Genomic DNA, 24,674 nt, shown 5'->3' on the forward strand with positions numbered 1-24,674 from the left:
CGACGCGACGGACTGCGATACCTATCGGCTAAAAGGATGAAACGAAACGTCTATGCGGTCGTTGGAAACACATGGCACCGCATATCCCCTTGTCCGGCAAACGGCCCTTTGCGGGGCAGGTCGTGCGTCCGCCCAGCCCAACCGATGGTGTCGGCCGCGCGCTGCGCCATGTCTATGGGCAAGACAAACGGATGCCGCGCGCTTGGGAGGATTATCTGCGTTCGCTGGACGACCTGTCCGAACAATAAGCGCGAGTCAGCGTTCGCGGCTGAGATCGTCCACTTCGCCCATGATCGTATCGAGCACCGTCTGGCCGTTATTGTCCGGCTGATCGGCACGCGACGGCAGTTTGCCTTCCGACATCAACGCCTCCAGCGCGACCCGACCGCGCGCGACCCGACTCTTGATCGTGCCGACCGCCACGTTGCAGATTTCGGCGGCTTCCTCATAGGCGAAGCCCCCTGCCCCGACGAGGATCAAGGCTTCACGCTGCGGCTGCGGTAAATGCAGCAACGCACGCTGCATATCCGCCAGTTCGACGTGGCGGTCCTGGCTGGCCGGCGCAGCGAGGATGCGGTCGGCGACGAGATCGTCCCATTCGCCCTTGAACCGCGCCCGGCGCATTTGCGACAGGTACAGGTTGCGCAAAATGATGAAGGTCCAGGCACGCATGTTGGTGCCCGCCTGAAAACGCTGCCGCGCGGCCCACGCCTTCAACAGCGTTTCCTGCACGAGGTCGTCGGCCAGATCGCGACTGCCCGACAGCGACCTGCCAAAGGCGCGCAGATGCGGGATAACCTGCGCCAACTGCTTCTTGAACTCGGGATCGGGCAAGGCGACGTGCTCCCGCACCTCGCCTTCCACGTTCTCGCTGATGTCGGATTCAGTCATTCTTATCCGTTCGATACGCAGTCGGCCCGATAGGGGGCGGACCCGAACATAGGGTTGCGGATGTTCAATTGCCAGTGACGGCGCGGCCGTGGACCGTCACGCGCCGGCCCCGGGTCAGGTCAGCAGGATATAGGCCATGACCGCGATCGCCGCGACCAGGGACACCATGAGCACATAGCGGGTGACCCCGGGCGTTGCGCCGGCACGCGCCTCGGTGGCGGTGACATGGATGCGTTCGTTATCGTCTGCCATCAGTCATCAACCCCCGAAATTCGTTTTGGGTCCGTACCGTTATGCCGCCGCTTCCGGAACGGTCGCTTCGTCGAAGAACAACGCCTGGCTGATCGCCGCCTTCACCGTCGAGCGCTGGAACGGCTTGGTGATCAGGAAGGTCGGCTCGGGCCGCTCGCCGGTCAGCAGGCGTTCCGGGAAGGCGGTGATGAAGATCACCGGTACGTTGAATTCGGACAGGATATCCTTGACCGCATCGATGCCCGAGCTGTCGTCGGCCAGCTGGATATCGGCCAGCACCAGCCCCGGACGATCCTGCATCGCCAGCGCCACCGCCTCGTCGCGCGTAACCGCGACGCCGGTGACGTCGTGGCCCAGATCACGAACGATCTGTTCGAGGTCCATCGCGATCAGCGGCTCGTCCTCGATGATCATCACGCGTGACCGGGTCTGCTGCTCGATCTCGCGCAGCGCTTCGGCGACCAGTTCCTCGACCTCGTCCGGGCTCGCCTCGATCAGATAGGCGGCATCCTCGGTCGTGAAGCCTTCCATCGCGGTCAGCAGCAGCGCCTGGCGCGACAGCGGCGCGATCCGGGCGAGCCGCGCCTGCGCGATCGCTTCGTTTTCGGTGCCCGATGCACTCGCGGCGCCGAACGCCTCGGGCTGCGACGAGGCCCAGATCGCCTGGAACGTGCGGTACAGGCCCAGCCGGGGATCGACCTCACGCGGGAATTCCTCCGGCGCGGCCACGATCGCTTCCAGCGTCGCGCGGACATACTGATCGCCCTCGGTCTGGCTGCCGGTAAGCGCCCGGGCATAACGCCGGAGGAAGGGAAGGTGCGGCGCAAGCTGCTGTCCGAGCGACATGGTCAGGTAATTCTCCTTCGGCGCGACCCCGGAAAGCCGGAGCCGCAAATCTTCAATTCGACGAAACGGCAAGGAGAAGACGCCTCCCCCGAGTTCGCGTCAGGTCATGGAACCAACGAGCGCGTCTTTAGTTTCATGTGCGCTCGCCGCGCTGTCGCAGGGTCGCCTTGCAGCCATCGGCATGTGGTTTTTAGTTTCGTACCGGCGGCTATGGTCCGGGTTTCGGGGGAAGGCATTGCTTCGTGAAGGATGGTGAACAGGCGGCACGGCAGTCGAGCGCGAAAAAAGCGGTGACGCCTTCACCGGACAAGAAGGATACGTCCAACCTCGGCAATGCCCTGCGTGCCGTTTATCAGGACGCCGCGGGTGAGGCGGTTCCCGACGAGATGCTCGACTTGCTCAGCAAGTTGAAATAGCTCGCAGGATGTGACGACACCCTCCACCGGTCGGCGGAAGCCACCAAGCCCCGCCGCCGCGTTGCGCCGCGCCCCCACTGGCGCCAAGTTGATGCTGATCCTCAGCGCGGCGTTGCTTCCGCTCGCGCTGATCGCCTTGTTCGCTACGCTGCAGACATCCCGCGTCGCCGATGTCGACCTGCGCGCCCGCTTGCGCGTCGCAGCGACCGAGGCTTCGCGGGCCGTCGCGATCGAACTGGTCGGCGACATGACCGCGCTGCGCGTCGCGATGACCGCGATGGCGGAGGACCCGGCCGATTCCCCCAGCTGTGCGCGCGTCGAAGGCGTATTTGCGCAGCAGGCATCGGTCGGCGCGCGCTTCGGCATCTATTCCGCCGACGGACGGCTGGTATGCGGTACCGCGATCCCGGTACGCATGGAGGGCGCCCCCGATGCCGGCGGCGTCCGGGCGCAGGTGGTCGCGGATAGCGGGCTGGTACTCGACATTCGCGGCATCAGCTCGGCACGGGTCGTCGCGTTCTTCCCGGTCACCATGCTGCGCGAACTGGCCCAGCCCAGCGGCTTCGCATCGCCGTTCGAAAGCGGCCTGCTGCATGGGAAGGAAGCCGAACTGATCCTGTCGCAATTGCCCGAACAGGGTGGCATCGACCGGATGGAACGCGTCAACATTCCCCTGGGGATCGACGACCTGACCTTCGTCATGGCGGTGCGTCGTGCGCCGTTCACATCGTCGGCGATCATCGCGATGCTGCTGCCGCTGGTCATGTGGGTGGCCGCGACGGGTATCGGTTGGTTCGTGGTCGACCGGCTGCTGATCCGTCCGCTGCGCCGCCTGCGCGACGATATCGAACGCTATCGCCCCGGTCATCCGATGGCCGACGTCAATCTGGGCGCGGTCCCGGCCCAGGAGATCGCCGATCTGGGCGAGACGTTCCAGGAGCTGACCCATACCGTCGAGCGGCACGAGCAATCGATGGCGGACGGGCTGGTGCGACAGACCAAGCTGACCCGCGAAGTGCATCACCGGGTGAAGAACAACCTGCAGGTCATCTCCAGCCTGATCAATTTCCACGCGCGCAGCGCCCATGGCGCCGCCGCTGCCGACGCCTATGCCACCATCCAACGGCGGGTCGACGCGCTGGCGGTCGTCCACCGGCACCATTATGCCGAGATGGAGGAAAATCGCGGGCTGGAGCTGAAATCGGTCATCGGCGAACTGGCGTCGAACATCCGGGCGACCGCGTCCGGTTCGACCAGCAAGCTCGGCATCACGCTGAACGTCGAACCGGTGCTGGTGACGCAGGACGTGGCGGTCGCGGTATCGTTCCTGCTGACCGAGCTGATCGAGCTTGCCGTATCGGTCAATCCCGATGCCCAGATCGGCGTTTCGCTGCGCCACAACGCCGGTACGGATACCGCCGTCCTGCGCGCGACATCGCCGTCGCTGGTTGAGAGCGAGGAACTGGAAGCGCTCGTCGCCAGCCGCTATGGCCGGATCATCCTCGGCCTGTCACGCCAGCTGCGCGCGCCGTTGCACCATGATCCGCTGACCGGTGCCTACGAAATCGTGATCGCCGCCCGCGCGGCCTAACGCAGTCCCAGCAGCTTGTGCGTCTGGAGCGACAGGCGCCATTTGGGCCGGGCCATCGCAAAGTCGACCGCCGCTTCGCGGTGAGCGACTTCCATGCCGATCGCGTCCATCGGCTGCACCAGATGATGCGCGAAGTCCCATTGCTCGACCGCATCGACATCGATGCCATGTTGCGGCCAGACCAGCTTCAGTTCGTCGCCGTGCCGCTGCACGACCTCGCTGCCTGCCTTCGGGCTGATACAGATCCAGTCGATGCCGGGATGCGCCGCGATCGTGCCATTGCTTTCGATCGCGATCATGAAGCCGGCATCGTGCAACGCCGCGACCAGCGCGTCGTCGATCTGCAGCATCGGCTCGCCACCGGTCAGCACGACGAAGCGCCGCATGCGGTCGCTGCCCCACTGATCCTCGACCGCGGCGACCAACGCCGCGGCATCGGCGAACTTGCCGCCGCCGATCCCGTCGGTCCCGACGAAATCGGTGTCGCAGAACCGGCAGACGGCCGTCGCGCGATCCGCCTCGCGCCCGGTCCACAGGTTGCAGCCGGCGAAGCGCACGAACACCGCGCGACGGCCGGCATGGACCCCCTCCCCCTGCAGGGTCAGGAACATTTCCTTGACGGAATAGGTCATCGGCCGGTGTCGGGCTGTTCCGCATAGCGGGTCGGATCGGGCAGCCCCGCCTCGACAAAGCCGCGCGCGCGCAGCCGGCAGCTGTCGCACTTTCCACAATGCAGCTCGCCGACCGGATCGTAGCAGGACCAGCTCATGCCGGCATCGATCCCCAGCCGATGCGCCTCGCGGGCGATGTCAGCCTTGGTCATGTGCTGCAACGGTGCGTGGATGCGGAAGCGCGACCCTTCGACACCGGCGCGGGTCGCCAGTTCGGCCAGCCCTTCGAAACCGGCGATGAATTCCGGGCGGCAATCGGGATAGCCCGAATAGTCGAGCGCGTTGACGCCGATCCACAGGTCGCGCGCGCCCGCCGCCTCCGCCCACCCGAGCGCGAGGCTGAGGAAGATCGTGTTGCGTGCCGGGACATAGGTGACCGGGATCACATCCTCCTCGACCCCGTCCTTCGGCACCGCGATCGACGCATCGGTCAGCGCAGACCCGCCAAAGGCCGACAGGTCGAGCGGCAGCACGACATGGCGTTCGGCGCCCAGCGCCTGGGCGATGCGCCGCGCCGCGGCCAGTTCGACCACATGCCGCTGATTATAGTCGATCGACAGCGCCAGCAGCCGATGTCCCGCCTCGCGCGCCAGCGCAGCCGACACCATCGAGTCCAGTCCACCCGACACCAGCACCACGCTGAGGGGAGTATTCGTCATGCTGCGCCTGCTAAGACTTTCATCGGGTCAGGGCAACCGCCCGACACGAAACGGGCCGCACGATGGCGGCCCGCAGGAGGTTCATGCTTAGGGAGCGCATGCATGCCCGTAAGGACATTCGCGATCCCTACACCCTCCCGGCTAAACATGCGCTTAACGGCCGCGCGCGGCGCAGGTCCCGACGCGCCGAGCCTCGAACGCGTCGGCAAAGGGCATGCCGTCGACGATCCCCTCGCTCTCGATGCGCAACGCGCGCGGCGTGTCGACATGGATCGTGGTGCGGACATGGCCCGACCCCGGACAGGTATAATGCACCGTCGCAATGCGCGGCGTATCCTCGATCACGAAGCGGCTGCACTGTGCCGCGCGCAACCGCAGCCGGAACAGGACGGCGGTATCGGCGACGCAGCTTTCGCGCGCCGCCTCGGGCGATCCGGGACTGCGCAGCGACCAGTTGCCCGGTGCCACCGCGCGCATCGCCTGCAAGGTCGGAGCCGCCGCCGGCTGGGCGACGGCCGCCGAGCCGAAGCCGAGCGCCATCGCCAGCCCCAGACGCATCGCCAATCCCCCCATGCCCAATCCCCCCTTCGATCGCCTCAGGCGGCGATATCGGCCAGCGCGAGCGGAAATTTCGTCGCGCAAAAGGCGCAATCGACGGTGATGACGCCCTGCTCGTCGGCCATCGCGACGCGCTCCTCGGCCGGGAAGCGCGAGATCACGCCTGCAATATACTCCCGGTCGCAACGACAGCCGCGCGACAACGTGGTGCTGGCCAGCACGCGCACTTCGCGCTCCTCGTTGAATAGGCGCCATACGAGCGTTTCGAGCGGCAGCATCGGGTCGGCCAGTTCGTCCGCGCCCATCGTCGCCCCCAGCGCCTCGACATGATGCCATTCGGGATGGTCGAGCCGGGTGTGGAGCCGCTCGCGCCCCTCCTCGCCCTCCGGCAGATGCTGGAGGAAGATGCCGCCCGCGATCCGCTGCCCATTATCGTCGACGCCGATGCCCAGGCGGACCAGCGACGGAATCTGTTCGGACTGGAGGAAATAGCTTTCCGCCGCCTGCGCGATCGATTCCCCGTCCAGCGCCACGATGCCCTGATAGCGCTCGCCCGACGTCACCTGGTCGAAGGTGATCGCCAGATAGCCCTGCCCGAACAGCGCGAACAGCGACGGGTCCTCGCCCAGCTCGGCCAGCCGGTCGGCATCGAAATCGACATAGCCCCGCAGCTCGCCATTCTTGTAGTCGCAGACCATCAGGCGGATGATGCCGCCCTGCGTCTGCGCCTGCAGCGTCAGCTGGCCTTCCGCTTCCTTGAGCGTCGAACCGAGCAATGCGGTCAGCGCCAGCGACTCGGCCAGCAGCTTTTCGATCGGCACGGGATAGGCATGAGCGGCAAGGATCGACTGGGCGACCGGCCCCAGCCGCACGACACGACCGCGCGCGTGATGGTCGGGAAGCGTGAACCCGATCGCACGGTCGAGGTCGGGAAGGCGGACGGTATCGGACAAGCGAAAGCTCCTCTTGCCCGAACGTGCCGGGCAAACTGTGATCGATCACTCACATGGTAGCCCGCGCGCCATTTCGCAAGCGGTTTGACGTCGCCGCCCTTCGCATCTGCAAAAAGCCGGGCGGTCCGCGTCCCGTCATGGAACGCGGACCGCCCGGCCTATACACCGTGCGTCAGCCGCGGGTCAGCCGACCAGGCCGAAGCACCAGCGCAGGATCGCCTTCTGCGCATGCAGGCGGTTCTCCGCCTCCGGCCAGATCAGCGACTGCGGTCCGTCGATGACCTCGGGCGTCACTTCCTCGCCGCGATGGGCGGGCAGGCAGTGGAGGAACACCGCGTCGGGCTTGGCATGGGCCATCAGCGCATCGTCGACCTGATAGGGAGCCATGGCGGCGAGCTTCTGCTCGGCATGGGCCTGCCCCATCGAAATCCACGTATCGGTCACGATCACATCGGCATCGCGCACCGCCGCCACCGGATCGCGCGTGATCGTGGCGCGGCCGCCCGCCGCCTCGATCACTGCCGGCGCCGGATCATAACCTTCGGGACAGGCGGCGACGACGTCGAAGCCCATCAGCGCACCGGCCTCGACGATCGAATGCAGCACATTGTTGCCATCACCCAGCCATGCCCATTTCAGGCCCGGCAACGCCTTGCCCGCTTCGATCACGGTCAGCAGGTCGGCGACGATCTGGCAGGGGTGCGAATGATCGGTCAGGCCGTTGATGACCGGGACCGAGGCATAGCGAGTCATTTCGTCCAGCTTGGCCGGATCGTCGGTGCGCACCATGATGGCGTCGCAATAGCCCGACAGGACGCGCGCGGTGTCGGCGACCGTCTCGCCGCGCCCGAGCTGGGTGGTGCCGGCGTCGAGCACCAGCGCCGATCCGCCGAGCTGGCGCATCGCCATGTCGAACGACACGCGGGTGCGGGTGGACGATTTCTCGAACACGCAGGCGAGCGTGTGGCCGGCGAGCGACGCGTCGGCATCGGCGCGGCCCTTCGGCCAGCCCTTGCGCGCGGCCTTGGCGTCGAGCGCGTCGTTGAGGATGGCGGCGATGCCGTCGGCACCGGCCGAGGCGAGATCGAGGAAATGGCGCATTCTCTTAAAATCCTCCCCATCGCAGATGGGCAGGGGGGACCATGCGAAGCATGGTGGAGGGGTCTCCACCGCCGTGTCGCATGGGGCGTTTTCCCCCTCCACCAGCCTGCGGCTGGTCCCCCTCCCCATCTCCGATGGGGAGGATTTGCTACATCAATCGTCGGCGACCGGCACATAGACCCGTGCCGCCGCCGACAGCTTTTCCACCGCCTCGGCGATATGGCTCTCGTCGATCACCAGCGGCGGCAGGACGCGGACGACATTGTCGCCGGCCGCCACCGTCAGCAGATTGTGATGATCGCGCAGGTGCGCCACGAAGCGGCGGCTGTCCGACTTGAGCTTCAGGCCGAGCATCAGCCCCATGCCCCGCACCTCCTGAAACAGATGGTCGTAGTTCGGGATCATCTGTTCGAGGCTGGAGCGCAGCCGGTCGCCCATCGTCTTCACATGGTCGAAGAAGCCGGGTTCGAGCATCACGTCGAGCACCGCCTGCCCCGCGGCCATCGCCAGCGGGTTGCCGCCATAGGTCGACCCATGGGTGCCGAACACCATGCCCTTGGCCGCTTCGGCCGTGGCGAGGCACGCGCCGAACGGGAAGCCGCCGCCAATGCCCTTGGCCGCCGACACGATGTCGGGCGTCACGCCATATTGTTCGTGCGCGAACAGCGTGCCGGTCCGGCCATAGCCGCACTGGACCTCGTCGAGGACCAGCAACAGCCCGCGCTCGTCGCATGCCTTGCGCAGGCCGGTCAGGAATTCGGGCGTCGCGGTGCGCAGGCCACCCTCGCCCTGTACCGGCTCGACGAGGAAGCCGGCGGTATGGTCGTCGATCAGTGCCAGCGCACCGTCGAGGTCGTTGAACTCGGCATATTTGAAACCGGGTAGCAACGGCTCGAACCCGTCGCGCATCTTGGCCTGATTGGTGGCCGAGATGGTGCCGAGCGTGCGGCCATGGAACGCCTGATTGAAGGTAATCAGCGTGTGGCGTTCGGGATTGCCGTTGGCGAAGTGAAACCGGCGCGCGGTCTTGATCGCGCACTCGACCGCTTCGGCGCCCGAATTGGTGAAGAACACCGTATCGGCAAAGCTGTTGTCGACGATCCGCTGCGCCAACGCCTCGCCTTGGGGGCTGCCATAGAGGTTGCTGACATGGATCAGCGTCGCGGCCTGTTCCTGGATCGCCTTGGTCAGATGCGGATGGCCATGGCCCAGCGCGTTGACGGCGATACCGGCGGCGAAGTCGAGATATTGGGTGCCGTCCTCACCATAAAGATAGCAGCCCTCGCCTCGGACCGGACGCACGCCGCACCGTGGATAGACGGGCATGAGCGCGGGGGTCGTCATCGAACTGCTCCTTCATGAGAAATATCGGCGTTCAAAACGCAAAAGGGCGGCCAACCGGGCCGCCCGGAGCGGCGCTGTACCGCCCCTTGGGGCGTTACGTCAATTCTTGAGCTTCCACCCCGACCGCAGCAACGCGTAGCAGCCGATCGCCATCGCGATATCGACCAGCAGAATGACCGCACCGCCCAGCAGCACCGGCGAATCGGCGCGTTCGAGGAAGCCGTAACGGAAGCCCGAGATGATGTAGAAGAACGGGTTCAGGTGGCTGATCGATCGGAACAGCGGCGTCAGCGCTTCGACCGAATAGAAAGTGCCCGACAGCAGCGTCAGCGGCCCGATGACGAAATTGGTGATAGCGGCGGCATGGTCGAACTTCTCCGCCCAGATCGACGTCATCACCCCGGCCAGCGCCAGGAAGGTCGAACCGAACAGCCCGAACCACAGCACCGCGCCCGGATGGCGCGGCATCACATGGACGCCGGGATAGAGCAGCATCGCCCCCCACAGCACGAACCCGACGAGGAACGCGCGGGTCACCGCACCCCCGACCAGCGCGGCCAGCAATTCGCCGGTCGACAGCGGCGGCATCAGGTAATCGACCACCGTCCCCTGGATCTTGCCGACCAGCAGCGCGAAGCTGGAATTGGCGAACGCGTTGTTCAGCATCGCCATCGCGATCAGCCCAGGCGCCACGAAATCGGGGAACGGCACGCCCAGCACGGTGCGCCCCGCCCCGCCCATCGCGACCGAAAAGATCACGAGGAACAACAACGTCGTGACCGCCGGTGCCCAGATGGTCTGAAGCTGCACCTTGAAGAAACGGCGCACCTCCTTGATATAGAGCGTGCGCAGCCCACCCCAGTTCACGTTCCGGATGACCGGCACGCCGGGGTCGGCGATGATGATTTTCGTGCGCGACGGGGATTGTTCCTGCATGGCTGTGTCGCCTAATCGCTGGCGCGCGCGGCGGCAAGGATCATGGTCGTCTGCGCGATGACGAGTTGAAGGACGAAGACGGGCATGAGCTGGACCGAAGAACGCATCGCGACACTGGCCAAGATGTGGGAATCGGGGATGACCGCAAGCCAGATCGCCGAGGAACTGGGCGGGATCAGCCGCAATGCGGTGATCGGCAAGGCGCATCGCCTGGGCTTGCAGTCGCGCCCCTCGCCGGTGAAGTCGAACGATGCGGCGAAGGCTGCGGCCCCCGCGCCCAAGCCAGCGGCGGCGCCCGAACCCGCTCCGGCCGTCGCGGCCCCGCCGCCCCCTCCGCCCGCGCCGAAGCCGGCGCCTGCGCCCGAACCGAAGCCCGAACCGGTCGCCGCCGCGCCGGTGGAGAACGATCCGTTCACGCCGCTGCCCGAGGACGATCAGGCCGACGAGGTCGAGGACGTGGAGGAAGACGAAGCCCCCGCCGTCGCGCCGCGCCGTGCCGAACCGGTGATGCGCTCGGTCGGTCCGGGCGGCTTCCTGCGTCAGAACCCGGGCGAACAGAGCGCCCCGCTGACCCCCGCCCCGCCCCGCCGCCTGGTGCCGGCGCGGCCGAGCGACGCGATCGCCGGCAAGACGACGCTGCTCGACCTGAACGACCGCATCTGCAAATGGCCGATCGGCCATCCGGGCGAACCGGACTTCCACTTCTGCGGCGAGAAGGTGAATCCGGGCTTCCCCTATTGCGTGGACCATTGCGGCCATGCGTATCAGGCGCAGCTCCCCCGCCGCGACCGCCGTCCGCCGCCGCCGCTACCCTATGGTGGCCCGCGGGTTCGTTAATCGCGCAAGGCCGAGCGAAAGCTCGGCCACGCTCTCAGGCGATCAACCCGGCCGGCGCGGCCCAAAGCCGCGACCGACGGCATGGGCTTTGCCCATGCCGGCCAACCCTCTCAAAACCGAAAATTCGCCCGGACGCGCGCGCTATGCCAGTCGAACCGGCGATCCGCGTTGCCTGTGAACGGCAACCGCTCCACCTGCCCGCGCGACCGTTCGGTAACGCTGGCGAAGGTGTAGAGCACACCGATCGAGAAGCGCTCGGACACCAGCTGATCCACCCCGCCCCCGGCAGTCCATCCCAGGCCATTGCTGCGGTTGCGGTCTGCGGCGAACCCGTCGACCGCGTTTGCGGCCGGTCCGCGATCGATCCGCGCCAGCACCGCGCCGCCCGTCACATAGGGCAGCGTACTGCCGAGCGCATAGCCGGCGCGCAGCCGCCCCTGCGTGTTCCAATCCATGACCTGGCGATACGCTGCTGCATCGTCGCATCGCCGGCGGCACGCCTGCCGATATTGCTCCGCCCCAGTTCCGCGACCGCTCCGACGACGACATCGCCGAATTGTACGTCATAGCCGACATGGCCGCCATAGCCCGACCGCTCGCCATCGCGGTGGCATCCGGTCTGGTCGGACGCGGCACGGTGACTGCACGCGATCGCACCGAACGTCGTGCGGTGCGTATCGGCGAACAGCTTGTCGAGATCATTGTCGCGTAGCGCCGAAACCTCGCGGTCGTCGCGCGGGAAATCCAGCCCCGCGCCGATCCCGGCATAGCCGCCGGTCCAGGGCCGCGGTTCCTGCGCAAGCGCCGGCATCGCCATGGCCGCCGTCGCCAGACCTGTCGTCATCAACCCTGCAAACCGCATCCGAACCCCGTTTTCCGCAGTGCCGATGCGTCGTCGAACGGCTCACACTGCGTCCCGCTCCCGCAGCGCAGCGTAACTTTTCATTGCCAAAAGTTGCCCGACGCGGTGCTTTGCGGATGGCCCCGTTTCGTTCTATACCCCGACCATGGCCGACAATCTGTTCGAAGCGAACATCCCCACCCCGCCCGCCTATGACGCGTCCTCGATCGAGGTGCTGGAAGGGCTGGAGCCGGTACGGCGGCGGCCAGGCATGTATATCGGCGGCACCGACGAACGGGCGCTGCACCATCTGGCCGCCGAGGTGCTCGACAATGCGATGGACGAGGCCGTCGCAGGCCATGCCACCCGGATCGAGGTGCAGCTGGACATCGGCAACCGGCTGACCATCATCGACAATGGCCGCGGCATCCCGGTCGATCCGCACCCGAAATTCCCCGACAAGTCGGCGCTGGAGGTCATTCTCTCCACGCTGCATTCGGGCGGCAAGTTCGCGGGCAAAGCCTATGCGACGTCAGGCGGCCTGCACGGCGTCGGCATCTCGGTCGTCAACGCCCTGTCGGTCGACACGGTGGTCGAGGTCGCGCGCGACCGGCAGCTGTATCGGCAGCGCTTCTCGCAGGGGCAGACGCTCGGCCCGCTCGAACATGTCGGCGCCGCCCCCAACCGGCGCGGTACGCTGGTCGCCTTCACGCCCGATGCCGAGATTTTCGCCGATTTACAGTTCAAGCCCGCGCGGCTGCACAAGCTGGTGCGGTCCAAGGCCTATCTGTTCGCGGGCGTCGAAATCCGCTGGAAATGCGCACCCGAACTGGTCGCCGGGACCGACGTACCGGCCGAAGCGGTGTTCCAGTTCCCCGGCGGTCTTGCCGATCACCTGCGCGAACAGATTGGCGGGCGCGAATGTGCAACCGCCGATTTCTTCACCGGGCGACAGGATTTCCCGGGTGAAGCCGGCCGCGTCGAATGGGCGGTGGCGTGGCCGCTGTGGAGCGACGGCAGCTACAGCTATTATTGCAACACCATCCCGACGCCCGATGGCGGTACCCACGAACAAGGGTTGCGGCAGGCGCTGGTGCGGGGACTGCGCGGCTTTGCCGATCTGGTCGGCAGCAAGCGAGCCAAGGACATGACCGCCGACGACGTGACGGTCGGGTCCGAATTGATGCTGTCGGTGTTCATACGCGACCCGCAGTTTCAGAGCCAGACCAAGGATCGCCTGACCAGCGTCGAGGCCGCCAGCCTCGTCGAAAAGGCGGTGCGCGACCATTTCGACCATTTCCTCAGTCACAACATGGACCGGGGCAAGGCGCTGCTCGGCCTCGTGCTCGACCGGATGGACGAACGCCTGCGCCGCAAGGCGGAGCGCGAGGTCAAGCGCAAGACGGCGACGTCGTCGCGCAAGCTGCGCCTGCCGGGCAAGCTGACCGACTGCGCGTCGGACGATCCCGCCGGCACCGAATTGTTCATCGTCGAGGGCGATTCGGCGGGCGGTTCGGCCAAGCAGGCGCGCGACCGCAAGACGCAGGCGATCCTGCCGATCCGCGGCAAGATCCTGAACGTCGCCTCGGCAACCAGCGCGAAGATCCTCGCCAATCAGGAAATCGCCGACCTGATCCTCGCCATGGGCTGCGGCACGCGCAAGGACTGCCAGCCTGATGCGCTGCGCTACGAACGCATCGTCATCATGACCGACGCCGATGTCGACGGCGCGCATATCGCGACGCTTCTGATGACCTTCTTCTTTCAGGAGATGCCCGATATCGTCCGGCGCGGGCACCTCTATCTGGCGCAGCCGCCGCTGTACCGCCTGACGGTCGGCGCCAAGTCGCTCTATGCCCGCGACGATGCGCATCGCGCCGAACTGGAACGCACCGCATTCAAGGGCAAGAAGGTCGAGGTCGCGCGGTTCAAGGGGCTGGGCGAGATGAACCCGGGCCAGCTGCGCGAGACGACGATGGACCCGGCCAGCCGCAGCCTGATCCGCATTACCCTGCCGCAGGAATATGAGGAACGCGCGGCGGTAAAGGACCTGGTCGACCGGCTGATGGGAACTAACCCGGCGCACCGCTTCGCCTTCATCCAGGAAAATGCCGCGCGGCTGGACGACGAGGTCATCGACGCCTGAACGCATCGATTGACGCCTCTTCCTCGATGCCGCAACCTCCTGACGAACAGGGGTTTTGGGGGAAGATGCGATGGTGCCCATGATGATGCTGGCCGCGATCATGTCGCCGTCGGCGCAGGCGCAGCCGGCCGCCGCGACGATCGAGAGCCGCGCTCGCGAGGTCGTCGCGCTGCTGGGGGGCACCGGCGACTATGATGCGACCTTTGCGCCGTCGTTCCGCACCGCCGTACCCCGCGCGCGGTTCGACGCGATCGCCGCACAGTTGCAGCAGGCGCTCGGCAAGCCGACCGGTGTGGCGGCGATCGAGGCGACCGGCCCATGGGCGGCACAGATCCGCATCGCCTATGACGGCGGTACCCTGAACGCGGACCTGACGCTCGATCCAGGTGGCAGTCATCAGATCATCGGCCTGCTGGCGAAGGGCGCCGAACCGCGCGGTCCGGCGGCGCAGACGCTGGACGCGGTGGTGGAACAGCTGGCCGCCCAGAATGGCACGAGCGTGTTCGCACTCGCCCGGCTGGGCGACGGGTCGCCGCGTCTGGAAAAGGCCCGCAACGCTACTACCCCCATCGCGATCGGATCGGCGTTCAAGCTGGTGATCCTCGCCGAACTGGTCCGCTCGATCGAGGCAGGCGAGCGCAAATGGAGCGACGTCGTCACGCTCGACGGGTCGGCGCTGCCCGGCGGCGGCTATGCGCAGCAGCCAAAGGGCACGCAGATCGCGCTGCGGGAACTCGCGGAACGGATGATTTCGGTCAGCGACAACAGCGCGACCGACATCCTGCTGTTCCACCTTGGCCGGGCAAAGGTGGAGGCGATGTTGCCGGTCGTCGGCTTTACCGATGGCGGCGTGCGCAATGTGCCCTTTCTTGGCGCACTGGAGGTCTTCAAGCTGAAAGGCGTGGACGGTGGCGCGCTGGGCACGCGCTATCTGGCGATGGATGCGAAGGCGCGGCGGGCGTTTCTCGATGGGCCGGTGCGCGACACGCCGATTGCCGCCATTCCGCGCGACCTGTTCCAGAACGGAAAGCCGCTGCGCATCGTCGAACTGGAATGGTTCGCCAGCCCCAACGACCTGATCCGCGCGATGGACTGGCTGCGGCGGCATATGGACGGAACGGCCGGAGCGGAGCTTCGCGCCATATTGTCGAAAAATCCCGGCTTGCCCGATGCGACGAAGCATTGGCGCTATGTCGGGTACAAGGGCGGTTCGGAACCTGGCGTGCTGACCATGACCTTCCTGCTGCAGGCCGGTAATGGTGCATGGTATGCGCTGACGGCCGGGATCAACGATCCCGCGCGCGATGTCGATACGTTGAAATTCACCGGGCTGATGAACCGCGCGCTGGACCTTGCCGCGCCGCGATAAAGGTGGGAGCCGGACGACCCGCTGCGAAATCGTTGCGGCTGCTTCCTTCCGGACCTGACCGGGTTGGCGACGGCATCGTCCGCCCGACTCCCGCGCGCCATATGGGCGAAGCGGAAGCCGGACGCAAGGGGATCAGCTGCGTTTCGGCAATCGCGAATAGGGGACGAAATCACCGAGCGAGATCGAACCGCTCATCATCCGCGAATTGCGGTCGACCAGGTTGACGATATCGATCCGACACAGCTGCGTCCCGATCGTCCGCGTGACGAGGATGTCGTCGCGGTCGAGGATACCGCTCCCCGACGGCCGGTTCACGAACAGCGTGCCGTTGTTCATGCGATAGACGATGGCGGTATTCGGCACGATCTCGCTGGAGCGGATATCGCGCAGGTTGATGCAGTCGACCGGCCGGCCCGCGTCGCGACGCTCGGTAATGCGCGACAGCGCCGCTTCTCCGGCGACATTGTCTCGGTCGCGGGCCGCCAACGGGACCGCGCTGGCGGTGATCAGGGCAATCAACAACAGCTTGAAAACACGCATGATCGTCATCCCGGCTACAGCAATATGCACGGTATAGCATGTCCGGGATGAACCGACACTGACGCGGACCGTTCCACCCGCGCCAGCGCTCCCCCTTACAGGCTGGCTGCCGCCTCGATGATCGGCACGAATTTGTCGGCAGTCAGGCTTGCCCCTCCGACCAGCGCGCCATCGACATCGTCGATCGACAGGATCGCGGCGGCGTTGGCGCCGGTCACCGACCCGCCATAGAGGATGCGGATACCATCGGCGGCGTCGCCGACCATCTGGCGCAGCTTGGCGCGGGCGATGGCGTGGACCTGCGCGATCTCGTCGGGCGACGGAGTCCGCCCGGTCCCGATCGCCCAGCGTGGTTCATAGGCAAGCGTGAACCAGTCGCCGCTGGCCCCTTCCGGCACCGATTTCTCGATCTGCGCCTGCACGACGCGTTCGGCACGCCCGGCATCACGCTCGGCCTCGGTCTCGCCGCAGCACAGGATGACGTTAAGCCCGTGGCGACGGGCGGCCGCGGCCTTGGCCCATGCGTCGTGGCTCGTCTCGTTCTGGTCGGCGCGGCGTTCGCTATGGCCGACGATCACGATCGTCGCACCCGCTTCCACCAGCATCTCCGCCGACACGCAGCCAGTGTGCGCGCCACGGTCGTTGGCATGGACGTCCTGCCCGCCGATCTGCACCGACCTGGCGATCTCCGAGGCGGGATGCACCAGCGTGGCGGGCACGCACAGCGCAACGTCGACGCCCGGTGCAGCGGCAGCGGCGGCATCGATCTTGGCGATCTCAGCCAGCTGCCCGCGAAGCCCGTGCATCTTCCAGTTCCCTGCCACCAGCTTGCGACGACTCATACCCATGGCTCCCCGAGCGTTTTACATGTTCTACAGCCGATAGCGCATGTGGCGATGCGCGCAACCTTGAAGCGGGCGCGACCGCCTTCTAAAGCGGCATCCTTTCATTCCTTTCGATCGGTTGCACGGATGCTCGGTTTCTTCAGGCGCATGACCAAGTCGAAGGTCGGCATCTTTGTCGGCCTGCTGTTGCTGGCGGTCATCGCCATCGGCTTCGCCATGGCCGACCTAAACGGTCTGCGCCCGTCATCGCTGGGCGGCAGCGGTGCGACCGTCGCTACCGTGGGTGACGACACGATCACCGACACCGCGCTGACCGAGCGCATCCGGGGCGACGTGCAGCAGGCGGCGCAACGCCAGCCCGGACTGGATACCGCGCGCTATATCGCAAGCGGCGGGTTCGAAGGGTCGCTCAACCGCGCCATTTCCGACGCGGCGCTGCGCCAGTTCGCGCAGGACCACGGGCTGGTAGTGTCCGACCGCTATGTCGACGGCCAGATCGCCAGCCTGCCGGCGTTCCAGGGGCTGGACGGCAAGTTCGACCAGCGCACCTTTGAACAGGCGTTGGCCCGTGCGCGCATCACGCCGCAGCAGTTGCGCGACGATATCCGCCGCGCGACGCTCACCCGCCTGATGCTCGCCCGCACGCTGCAGGCGAGCTACATGCCGCAGCAGCTGGCGCTGCCCTATGCGTCGCTCGCCAAGGAAGCGCGCAGCGGACAGGTCGCGATCGTGCCGACCGCCGCCTTCCCCGCCCCGGCCGCACCGACCGACCAGCAGTTGCAGGCCTATTACACCGCCAACCGCGCGCGCTACATGATCCCGGAGCGTCGCGTGATCCGTTACGCGATCGTCACCCCGGCCAGCGTGACCGCACAGGCGACGCCGACCGATGCCGAGGTGCAGGCCGCCTATCGCGCCAACGCCGCACGCTTCGCCGCATCGCAGACCCGCAGCGTGTCGCAGGTCGTCGTCGCCGATCAGGCAGCTGCGACCAAGCTGGCGCAGGCGGTACGCGGTGGGCAGGCGCTGAACGCCGCCGCCAGCGCGATCGGCCTCGAAGCCACGAACTTTGCCGGACAGACCAAGGGGCAGCTCGCCGCCAAGACCTCGCCCGCCGTCGCCGAAGCCGCGTTCGGCGCGCAGCAGGGGGCGGTGGTCGGCCCGGTGCAGTCGCCGCTCGGCTTCGTCGTGTTGAAGGTCGATGCAGTGACGCAGGTTCCCGGCAAGACGCTCGAAAAGGCCCGCCCCGAACTGGTCGCCGAACTGACCAAGACCAAGGGCGCGACCGCGCTGGGCGCGATCCAGGAGAAGATCGACGGCGGCATCACCGATGGCGCGACGTTCGACGAGATCGTCAAGGACGCCAACCTGTCGGCGCAGGCGACCGCCCCGGTCACCGCGCAGGGCGTCGATCCGTTGAAGCCGGCGCAGCCCGATCCGGCGCTGGCGCCGATCATCGAAGCGGGCTTTGCCGCGGAGTCGGGCGACGCGCCGCAGATCGTGCAGACCGCGGCCGACGGCACCTTCGCACTGGTATCGACCGGCGACGTAACCCGCGCCGCGCCGCGTCCACTGGGCGAGATTCGTGAGCAGGTCATCGGCCAGTACAAGCAGGATCAGGCGTTGAAGGCCGCCCGTGCGGTCGCCCAGCAGATCCTGACCAAGGTCAATGGCGGGATGCCGCTCGGCACCGCCGTCGCCCAGTCGGGCACGCGCCTGCCCGCGCCGCGCCCGGTCAATGCCTCGCGCGCGCAGCTGTCGCAGATGGGGCCGCAGGTTCCCGCCGCACTGCAGCTGATGTTCTCGATGGCGCCCAAGAAAGCCCGGCTGACCGCTGCACCCAATGGCGAAGGCTGGCTGATCGTCTATCTTGACGGCATCCAGCGTGGCGACGCGACCAACGACAAGGCGGCGATCACCGGCGTCGGACGCGAACTGGGCCAGTTGAGCGGCAACGAATATGCCGAGCAGTTCGTCGAGGCGGTGCGCCGGCAGGTCGGCGTGAAGCGCAACGAGCAGACCATCAACCGCGTCCGTAACGAACTGGTCGGCGGAGCCACCCCCGCGCCCGCGCAATGAACGGGATCGAGGGGGTAGACGCCGCCCGCGCCGCGCTGGCCGAGGGACGGCCGGCGCTGCTGTGGACCACGCGGGTCGCGGATACCGAAACGCCGGTCGCCGCCGCGCTCAAGCTGATCCAGCCGGGGCGGGGCGACTTCCTGCTCGAATCGGTCGAGGGCGGGTCGGTGCGCGGTCGCTACAGCCTGTTGGGGCTGGCCCCCGACCTGGTGTTCCGGGCGCAGGGGCATGGCGCGGCGATCAACGCCGACTGGCTGACCGATCGCGAGGCCTTCGCGCCGTGCGGCGAACCGACGCTCGCCGCCCTGCGGACGCTGGTCGGGCAGTGCCGGATGGACGTTCCGGCCGCCCTGCCCCGCGCACTGGCGTGCCTGGTCGGCTATTTCGGTTACGAGACGGTCGGGCTAGTCGAAACGCTGCCGCAGGCGGCGGAGGACGCGCTGCACCTGCCCGACATGATGTTCGTCCGGCCGACCGTGCTGCTGGTGTTCGACCGGCTGTCGGACACGCTGTTCGTCGTCGCGCCGGTGTGGCCCGGTGCCAGTGTCGAAGCGGCGGCGGAGCGGATCGAGGCGACGGCGGCGGCGCTGGATGCCGCCGCCCTGCCCGTGCCGGCGCGGCTGACCGAGGTGCCCGAACTGGCGCTGGCCCCCACCCTGCCCGCCGGCCGCTATGGCGAGATGGTCGCGGCGGCGAAGGAATATATCGCGGCGGGCGATATCTTTCAGGTCGTGCTGGCGCAGCGTTTCACCACGCCCTTTCCGCTGGAGCCGTTCGAGCTGTACCGGGCGCTGCGGCGGATCAACCCGTCGCCATTCCTCTATCATCTCGACCTGCCGGGCTTTGCGCTGACCGGGTCCAGCCCGGAAATCCTGGTGCGGCTGCGCGATGGCGAGGTCACGATCCGGCCGATCGCCGGTACCCGCCCGCGGGGTGCCACGGCGGCGGAGGACGAGGCGAACCGGACCAGCCTGCTCGCCGATCCCAAGGAACGGGCCGAGCATCTGATGCTGCTCGACCTGGGCCGTAACGATGTCGGTCGGGTCGCGTCGAGCGGCAGCGTCCGGGTGACCGATAGCTATACGGTCGAATTGTACAGCCATGTCATGCACATCGTGTCCAATGTCGTCGGCACGCTGCGGTCGGACGCCGATGCGCTGGACGCGTTGTTCGCCGGTTTCCCGGCCGGCACCGTGTCGGGCGCGCCGAAGGTACGGGCGTGCCAGGTCATCGCCGAGCTGGAGCGCGAACGGCGCGGGGCCTATGCCGGCGGCGTCGGCTATTTCAGCCCGGACGGGTCGATGGATTCGTGCATCGTGCTGCGGACCGCGGTGGTCAAGGACGGGATGATGCACGTCCAGTCGGGCGCGGGCATCGTCGCCGACAGCGACCCCGCCTATGAACAACGCGAGTGCGAGGCGAAGGCAGGCGCGCTGCTGGCGGCGGCGCGCGAAGCGGTGGCCCAAGCGGGCAAGGTTCGTTTCGGACAATAGCGCGGAAGTTTACGAAGTTTGCGCTAGGTTCATGTTGCAGGCGTAGGATGTTTGGCGGCGGTCGGCGGCCAAGCATTTGCAATCGCATGATTCGTCAAAGGTGAATGGTTGTCACGGACGCGCGGAAGTTGGCACCGTCGTCCCGATGCGCGAGGAAAGCCATGGTGCAGATTTGCCGTGCGACATTGCAGCATCTCGACCGGATCGTTCCGTTGTTCGATGCCTATCGCCAATTCTATGGGCAGGACAGTGACCTGGCCGGCGCCCGCGCGTTCCTGGCCGAGCGGATCGCGCGGGAGGAATCGGTGATCCTGCTGGCGGGGGACGGTGCGGGCTTCACGCAACTTTATCCGTGCTTTTCGTCGGTGCGGATGCGGATGACGCTGATCCTGAACGACCTGTTCGTGGCGCCGGAGGCACGGTGCCAGGGCGTCGGTGAGGCGTTGCTGGAGGCGGCGCGGGACCATGCGCGATCGGTCGGCGCGGCGCGGATGACGCTGTCGACGGCGGTCGACAACAGCGCGGCGCACGCGCTGTACGTCCGCACCGGATGGGAACGCGATGCGCAGTTCCACACCTATACCATCGCGGTCGATTGAGGCGGTTTACGGGCGAAAGAGCGGTGGCCGGCTATGGCGGTTGGGCGCTGTAGGAAAGCGGTTCGGGCTGTCGACGCGGAGTAGAAGGAAGAAGCGGGACCCCGGATCAAGTCCGGGGTGACGATGGGATCAACGGCGGAGTGCGATCCAGCCGAGCCACAGCCAGCCGATAATCATCGCGAGACCGCCGAGCGGGGTGATCGGCCCCAGCACCCCGCGCGGACCGCCCAGTGCCATCGCGTAGAGCGAACCGCCGAACAGCAACCCGCCGGCCACGAACAGCCAGCCCGGCCCCCGCGCGCCGAGGTTCAGTGCGACCAGCGTGGCGATGGCGTGGGCGAGCTGATACTGGCCACCGGTCTTGAGCCACTCGGCCGCCGGGCCGGAGGCGCCATGCGCGCCGAACGCGCCGGCAGCGACCGCCATGGCGCCGGACAGCGCGGCGGCGAGGAGAAGCAGGTTCATCGGGTTGGCTCCGTGGTTCGGCGGCGTGACGGGAATGTATCTATCGGGGTTTGCGCTGGTTCGCTTGCGATTTCAGGTCGTCGGCGGGAGGCTTGTGTCCGTCCCTGTCTTCGTCACCCCGGACTTGATCCGGGGTCCCGCTTTCTCACCGACCTGGCAGAAGAAGCGGGACCCCGGATCAAGTCCGGGGGTGACGTTGGAGGCGGGGCGGGCGGGACGTTACCGGGAATGCCCTGCCTTCGCTGGGATGGTGTCCTTGAAGACGATCGTCGCGGCGTGACTGTCACTCATGGCGTACCGCAGATGCGCTGTCACGGCTGTCCACACCACCCCTTCACCCCGCGTCGTCCGGCACCGTGCCCGACGCCGCGCTGACGCGGGCGTGGGTGAAGATCATGTCGCGTCCCTGTCGCAGGTCGCCGGTTTCGGACTGTTGCAGCAACCGCTTGGCGTCGGCCTTGCGATACAGGTCTTCGGTCCGGTCGATCTCGCCATCGTCGACGCCGACGCTGGCCATGGCGGCGCGTGCCATGGTGACGGCGGAGTCGAGCACTTCGCGAAACACGCCCTCGACCGGGGCATTGGCCAGCTTCACCACCGACCGCCGGTCAAAGGCGCGCACGAAGATGCCCGGCCCCGGAAAGGCGTGGTGGATCGCACCGATCATCTCCGCATCGAACGGATCGCCATCGGTGCAGAACAGCAGCAGTTCGGCATCGGCCGCCCCGGCGAGGCGCAACATGTCGATGCGCGTGCCGTCGCCATAATAGACCTTCATCCCGAAGCCGCCCGCGATCTCGATCATCTCCACATCGGTGTCGATGACCGTGACGCTGATCCCCTGCGCCAGCAGCATCTGCGCGACGGTCTGGCCGAAGCGGCCATAGCCGACGACGACCGCGCTGGCGCCGTCGTGGCGCGGGCCTTCGGGGGTCTTGCCGTCCTTTTTTTCCGGCTCGGCGCGGAACTTGCGGGTCGCCATCATCAGGAACGGAGTGGTCGCCATCGACAGGGTGACGATCGCGCCGAAGACGCTCGCCGCCTCGGGCGCGATCAGCAGCGCATTCTGCGCCTGCGCGAACAGGACGAAGCCGAATTCGCCGCCCTGGCTGAGCAACAGCCCCAGCGCCAGCGCGCTGCGCCATGGCATGCCGAACAGCCGGCCGAGACCGAAGATCACCACCCCCTTGGTCGCGATCAGCGCCAGCGCCATGCCGACGACGAACACCGGCCGTTCGACGATCGCCCCCAGATCGAGCATCATGCCGACCGCGAGGAAGAACAGACCGAGCAGGATCGAGCGGAACGGTTCGACGTCCGCCTCCAGCTCGTGGCGATACGGGCTGTCGGCCAGCATCACGCCGGCGATGAACGCGCCCAGAGCGGTCGACAGGCCGAGCGCCTGCATCACCGCCGCGCTGGCGATGACGGTGAACAGCCCGGCGAACACGAACATCTCGCGCTCGCCCATATTGCCGATCAGGCGGAACAGCGGGCGCAGCAGGAAGCGGCCGGCGAGGATCAGCCCGACCACCGCACCGACGGTCCACAGCGCCAGCTGCCACCCCGGCGGTCCGGCGGCATCGGCCGGGTTGCGCGACAGGGCGGCGACGATGGTGATGAGCGGGACGATCGACAGATCCTGAAACAGCAGGATCGCAAAGGCGCGTTCGCCGAACGGGGTCTTCATGCGACCGGCCGATTGCAGCATCGGCAGCACCTGCGCGGTCGAGGACAGCGCCAACGGCAGGCCGAGCGCGATGGCGGCGGCCCAGCTGAAATGGGTGGCGAGCCAGACGACGCCGGTGATGGCGATGCCGCAGAGCGCCACCTGCAACAGGCCCAGGCCAAAAATATCGCGCTTCATCTGCCACAGGCGCGATGGCGACAGTTCGAGCCCGACAAGGAACAGCAGCAGCGTGATGCCGAGTTCGGCGATGGCGAGTTTGGATTCGGCATTGCCGACCAGTCCCAGCACCTGCGGTCCGACGACCGACCCGGCAACGAGATAGCCGAGCGTGGCACCCAGCCCCAGCTTGCGGAAGATCAGCACGAAGACCAGCGCCGCGCCCAGCAGCGGCGCGAAATCATGGAGCAGCGACGCGGTGCCGTGTTCCATCAGGCGGCGGCCCGCTGACCGGCGGCCTGTGCCGCGGCTTCGGCGGCGGCTTCGAAGGCGAGGCGGATCGAGGCGTGGCGCGCGCTGTGCGGGCGCGCCGGTTCGAACAGCGTCAGGCCGGGCCAGTCGGGGGCATCGCCCTCCCCGGCCAGCCAGGCGGTGAGCGTATCGCTGGCGGCGGCGAGCTCGGCCGGCGTCTTGCCGACGACCGCGCGGGCGAGCAACGCCGAGGATGCCTGCCCCAGCGCGCAGGCGCGGACCAGCATGCCGATAGCGGCGACGTGGCCGTCCTCGCCCAACGCGATGTCGACCGTCACCCGGCTGCCACAGATCGGCGAGCGTTTCTCTACCGAAGCATGGGGTTCGGGAAGGCGGACGGCCTGCGCGGTTTCGGCGGCGAGGCGGAGGATTTCGGTGTTGTAGAGCGGTGCGGTCACGCGACCGATGTAGGGCGGGTTCGTGACGCTGGCGAGTCGAAGCCGGCTTTTTCTATTCGCCAAACACCGGTTCGCCCCGGCGGCGGCGTTCGATAAAGTCGACGACGCTGGCGCTGGTGGCGTTGAGCAGCGGATAGGTGCGCGCGTTCTTGATCCAGAGCGGGCGGCGCGTCGGGCCGCCGCCGATGAAGTCGGCCGCCAGCAGCAGGAGGAGAAAGGCGAGGCTGACGAGGATCAGGCCCTTCAAGGCGCCGAAGCCGAAGCCGAGGGCACGGTCGACCGGGCCGAGGACCGACGCGCGGGTCCGCGCGCCGATGCCGTTGGCGACCAGCCGGCCGGCGAAATAGCCGATGCCCGCGATCAACGCGAAGGCCAGCGTCGCCGCGCCGCCCGCCGTGCCGGTGGGTCCGACCAGCGCGGCGGCGACCGGCGTGTGGAACAGCTTGAGCAACAGCACGACCAGCGCCAAGGCGCCGAGAAGAAGAAGCGGGACCCCGGATCAAGTCCGGGGTGACGGGGAGTCATACGCAGATCCTCCCCGGTACGGGGAGGGGGACCGTCGCCGAAGGCGATGGTGGAGGGGTTGGCCGAATACGGGCCGGTAGCGTTGCGGGGCGATCCCCCTCCACCAGCCTGCGGCTGGTCCCCAGCGTCAGGTCGGATCGTCCTCCGGACGATCCTCGGTC

The 24,674-nt window shown here is 67.3% G+C and carries 27 protein-coding genes and 1 other RNA gene; 9 read left to right on the forward strand and 19 right to left on the reverse strand.

Features of this window, described 5'->3' with window-relative positions; translation table 11 throughout:
- The first annotated feature begins 71 nt into the window (after window positions 1-71).
- A complete protein-coding gene (locus PPZ50_RS12535) occupies window positions 72-248 on the forward strand; it encodes a hypothetical protein (protein ID WP_157092681.1) in 177 nt (58 codons plus the stop codon).
- 7 nt (window positions 249-255) lie between these two features.
- Here the strand turns inward: PPZ50_RS12535 and PPZ50_RS12540 are convergent, their stop codons facing one another.
- From PPZ50_RS12540 to PPZ50_RS12550, 3 genes are all read right to left on the reverse strand, one after another.
- On the reverse strand, window positions 256-891 hold the full coding sequence (locus PPZ50_RS12540; protein WP_066688657.1) for a sigma-70 family RNA polymerase sigma factor: 636 nt from the start codon (window positions 889-891) through the stop codon (window positions 256-258).
- Window positions 892-1,005: 114 nt separating this feature from the next.
- A complete protein-coding gene (locus PPZ50_RS12545) occupies window positions 1,006-1,143 on the reverse strand; it encodes a hypothetical protein (protein WP_164523845.1) in 138 nt (45 codons plus the stop codon).
- Between the two features lie 39 nt (window positions 1,144-1,182).
- Window positions 1,183-1,989 (reverse strand): response regulator, encoded by an 807-nt coding sequence (locus tag PPZ50_RS12550; protein WP_066688688.1) that lies wholly within the window; start codon window positions 1,987-1,989, stop codon window positions 1,183-1,185.
- 242 nt (window positions 1,990-2,231) lie between these two features.
- On the opposite strand from PPZ50_RS12550, the gene PPZ50_RS12555 reads away from it, so the two are divergent.
- Window positions 2,232-2,405, forward strand: coding sequence for a NepR family anti-sigma factor (locus PPZ50_RS12555; protein ID WP_157092680.1), 174 nt, complete (start codon window positions 2,232-2,234; stop codon window positions 2,403-2,405).
- 10 nt (window positions 2,406-2,415) lie between these two features.
- On the forward strand, window positions 2,416-3,996 hold the full coding sequence (locus tag PPZ50_RS12560) for a sensor histidine kinase (RefSeq protein WP_066688656.1): 1,581 nt from the start codon (window positions 2,416-2,418) through the stop codon (window positions 3,994-3,996).
- Here the strand turns inward: PPZ50_RS12560 and queE are convergent.
- The 7 genes from queE to PPZ50_RS12595 form a co-directional block, all read right to left on the reverse strand.
- Window positions 3,993-4,628: a 7-carboxy-7-deazaguanine synthase gene (gene queE, locus PPZ50_RS12565; RefSeq protein ID WP_066688655.1), complete on the reverse strand. Its 636-nt coding sequence runs from the start codon at window positions 4,626-4,628 to the stop codon at window positions 3,993-3,995. The two genes, PPZ50_RS12560 and queE, sit on opposite strands and share 4 nt — an antisense overlap.
- Window positions 4,625-5,326, reverse strand: a complete 702-nt coding sequence (queC, locus tag PPZ50_RS12570; protein ID WP_066688653.1) for a 7-cyano-7-deazaguanine synthase QueC — start codon at window positions 5,324-5,326, stop codon at window positions 4,625-4,627. The genes queE and queC overlap by 4 nt, the downstream gene beginning before the upstream one ends.
- A gap of 153 nt (window positions 5,327-5,479) precedes the next feature.
- Entirely contained in the window at window positions 5,480-5,899 is a 420-nt protein-coding gene (locus tag PPZ50_RS12575) for a hypothetical protein (protein ID WP_157092679.1), read from the reverse strand.
- A gap of 23 nt (window positions 5,900-5,922) precedes the next feature.
- The gene (hslO, locus tag PPZ50_RS12580; protein ID WP_066688651.1) at window positions 5,923-6,837 is read right to left on the reverse strand and encodes an Hsp33 family molecular chaperone HslO; all 915 of its coding nucleotides are present in this window, start codon (window positions 6,835-6,837) and stop codon (window positions 5,923-5,925) included.
- A 183-nt stretch (window positions 6,838-7,020) separates the two neighbouring features.
- Window positions 7,021-7,938: an ornithine carbamoyltransferase gene (gene argF, locus PPZ50_RS12585; protein WP_066688650.1), complete on the reverse strand. Its 918-nt coding sequence runs from the start codon at window positions 7,936-7,938 to the stop codon at window positions 7,021-7,023.
- Window positions 7,939-8,091: 153 nt separating this feature from the next.
- Window positions 8,092-9,282, reverse strand: a complete 1,191-nt coding sequence (locus tag PPZ50_RS12590) for an aspartate aminotransferase family protein (RefSeq protein WP_066688649.1) — start codon at window positions 9,280-9,282, stop codon at window positions 8,092-8,094.
- Window positions 9,283-9,381: 99 nt separating this feature from the next.
- Window positions 9,382-10,218 carry an ABC transporter permease gene (locus tag PPZ50_RS12595; protein WP_066688648.1) on the reverse strand — a complete coding sequence of 279 codons (837 nt, stop codon included), beginning with the start codon at window positions 10,216-10,218 and terminating at the stop codon, window positions 9,382-9,384.
- Between the two features lie 84 nt (window positions 10,219-10,302).
- On the opposite strand from PPZ50_RS12595, the gene PPZ50_RS12600 reads away from it, so the two are divergent.
- Window positions 10,303-11,055, forward strand: a complete 753-nt coding sequence (locus PPZ50_RS12600) for a GcrA family cell cycle regulator (RefSeq protein ID WP_066688647.1) — start codon at window positions 10,303-10,305, stop codon at window positions 11,053-11,055.
- A gap of 110 nt (window positions 11,056-11,165) precedes the next feature.
- On the opposite strand, the gene PPZ50_RS12605 is transcribed toward PPZ50_RS12600, so the two are convergent.
- Both PPZ50_RS12605 and PPZ50_RS12610 read right to left on the reverse strand, forming a co-directional pair.
- Window positions 11,166-11,510, reverse strand: coding sequence for an outer membrane protein (locus PPZ50_RS12605; protein ID WP_066688644.1), 345 nt, complete (start codon window positions 11,508-11,510; stop codon window positions 11,166-11,168).
- Entirely contained in the window at window positions 11,444-11,899 is a 456-nt protein-coding gene (locus PPZ50_RS12610) for a hypothetical protein (protein ID WP_126013659.1), read from the reverse strand. The genes PPZ50_RS12605 and PPZ50_RS12610 overlap by 67 nt, the downstream gene beginning before the upstream one ends.
- Window positions 11,900-12,062: 163 nt before the next feature.
- On the opposite strand from PPZ50_RS12610, the gene parE reads away from it, so the two are divergent.
- Both parE and PPZ50_RS12620 read left to right on the forward strand, forming a co-directional pair.
- A complete protein-coding gene (gene parE, locus PPZ50_RS12615) occupies window positions 12,063-14,042 on the forward strand; it encodes a DNA topoisomerase IV subunit B (protein WP_066688641.1) in 1,980 nt (659 codons plus the stop codon).
- A 70-nt stretch (window positions 14,043-14,112) separates the two neighbouring features.
- A complete protein-coding gene (locus PPZ50_RS12620) occupies window positions 14,113-15,411 on the forward strand; it encodes a serine hydrolase (protein WP_066688687.1) in 1,299 nt (432 codons plus the stop codon).
- Here the strand turns inward: PPZ50_RS12620 and ffs are convergent.
- The 3 genes from ffs to tpiA form a co-directional block, all read right to left on the reverse strand.
- An RNA gene (gene ffs, locus PPZ50_RS12625) (signal recognition particle sRNA small type) lies at window positions 15,410-15,506 on the reverse strand. The two genes, PPZ50_RS12620 and ffs, sit on opposite strands and share 2 nt — an antisense overlap.
- A gap of 37 nt (window positions 15,507-15,543) precedes the next feature.
- Window positions 15,544-15,951, reverse strand: coding sequence for a hypothetical protein (locus tag PPZ50_RS12630; protein ID WP_066688685.1), 408 nt, complete (start codon window positions 15,949-15,951; stop codon window positions 15,544-15,546).
- 95 nt (window positions 15,952-16,046) lie between these two features.
- Window positions 16,047-16,793 carry a triose-phosphate isomerase gene (gene tpiA / locus PPZ50_RS12635; RefSeq protein ID WP_066688639.1) on the reverse strand — a complete coding sequence of 249 codons (747 nt, stop codon included), beginning with the start codon at window positions 16,791-16,793 and terminating at the stop codon, window positions 16,047-16,049.
- A 129-nt stretch (window positions 16,794-16,922) separates the two neighbouring features.
- Here tpiA and PPZ50_RS12640 point away from each other — a divergent pair, with 129 nt between their 5' ends.
- From PPZ50_RS12640 to PPZ50_RS12650, 3 genes are all read left to right on the forward strand, one after another.
- Window positions 16,923-18,875 (forward strand): peptidylprolyl isomerase, encoded by a 1,953-nt coding sequence (locus PPZ50_RS12640; protein WP_066688637.1) that lies wholly within the window; start codon window positions 16,923-16,925, stop codon window positions 18,873-18,875.
- Entirely contained in the window at window positions 18,872-20,368 is a 1,497-nt protein-coding gene (gene trpE, locus PPZ50_RS12645) for an anthranilate synthase component I (RefSeq protein WP_066688635.1), read from the forward strand. Before PPZ50_RS12640 ends, trpE begins: the two co-directional genes overlap by 4 nt.
- Before the next feature lie 161 nt (window positions 20,369-20,529).
- Window positions 20,530-20,967, forward strand: a complete 438-nt coding sequence (locus PPZ50_RS12650) for a GNAT family N-acetyltransferase (RefSeq protein ID WP_066688634.1) — start codon at window positions 20,530-20,532, stop codon at window positions 20,965-20,967.
- Between the two features lie 129 nt (window positions 20,968-21,096).
- Here PPZ50_RS12650 and PPZ50_RS12655 read toward each other — a convergent pair whose 3' ends face one another.
- The 4 genes from PPZ50_RS12655 to PPZ50_RS12670 all read right to left on the reverse strand — a co-directional run bounded on the left by PPZ50_RS12655 (window position 21,097) and on the right by PPZ50_RS12670 (window position 24,445).
- A complete protein-coding gene (locus PPZ50_RS12655; protein WP_066688633.1) occupies window positions 21,097-21,432 on the reverse strand; it encodes a DUF423 domain-containing protein in 336 nt (111 codons plus the stop codon).
- A 334-nt stretch (window positions 21,433-21,766) separates the two neighbouring features.
- Window positions 21,767-23,551, reverse strand: coding sequence for a cation:proton antiporter domain-containing protein (locus PPZ50_RS12660; protein WP_066688631.1), 1,785 nt, complete (start codon window positions 23,549-23,551; stop codon window positions 21,767-21,769).
- Complete coding sequence (locus PPZ50_RS12665; RefSeq protein ID WP_066688630.1) at window positions 23,551-23,988, reverse strand: iron-sulfur cluster assembly scaffold protein; 438 nt, start codon at window positions 23,986-23,988, stop codon at window positions 23,551-23,553. The genes PPZ50_RS12660 and PPZ50_RS12665 overlap by 1 nt, the downstream gene beginning before the upstream one ends.
- A 52-nt stretch (window positions 23,989-24,040) precedes the next feature.
- Complete coding sequence (locus PPZ50_RS12670) at window positions 24,041-24,445, reverse strand: CvpA family protein (RefSeq protein WP_272815311.1); 405 nt, start codon at window positions 24,443-24,445, stop codon at window positions 24,041-24,043.
- Window positions 24,446-24,674: the final 229 nt, after the last annotated feature.

Origin of the sequence: Sphingomonas hankookensis (assembly GCF_028551275.1) — a bacterium.
In the GTDB taxonomy this organism is placed as follows: Bacteria; Pseudomonadota; Alphaproteobacteria; order Sphingomonadales; family Sphingomonadaceae; genus Sphingomonas; species Sphingomonas hankookensis_A.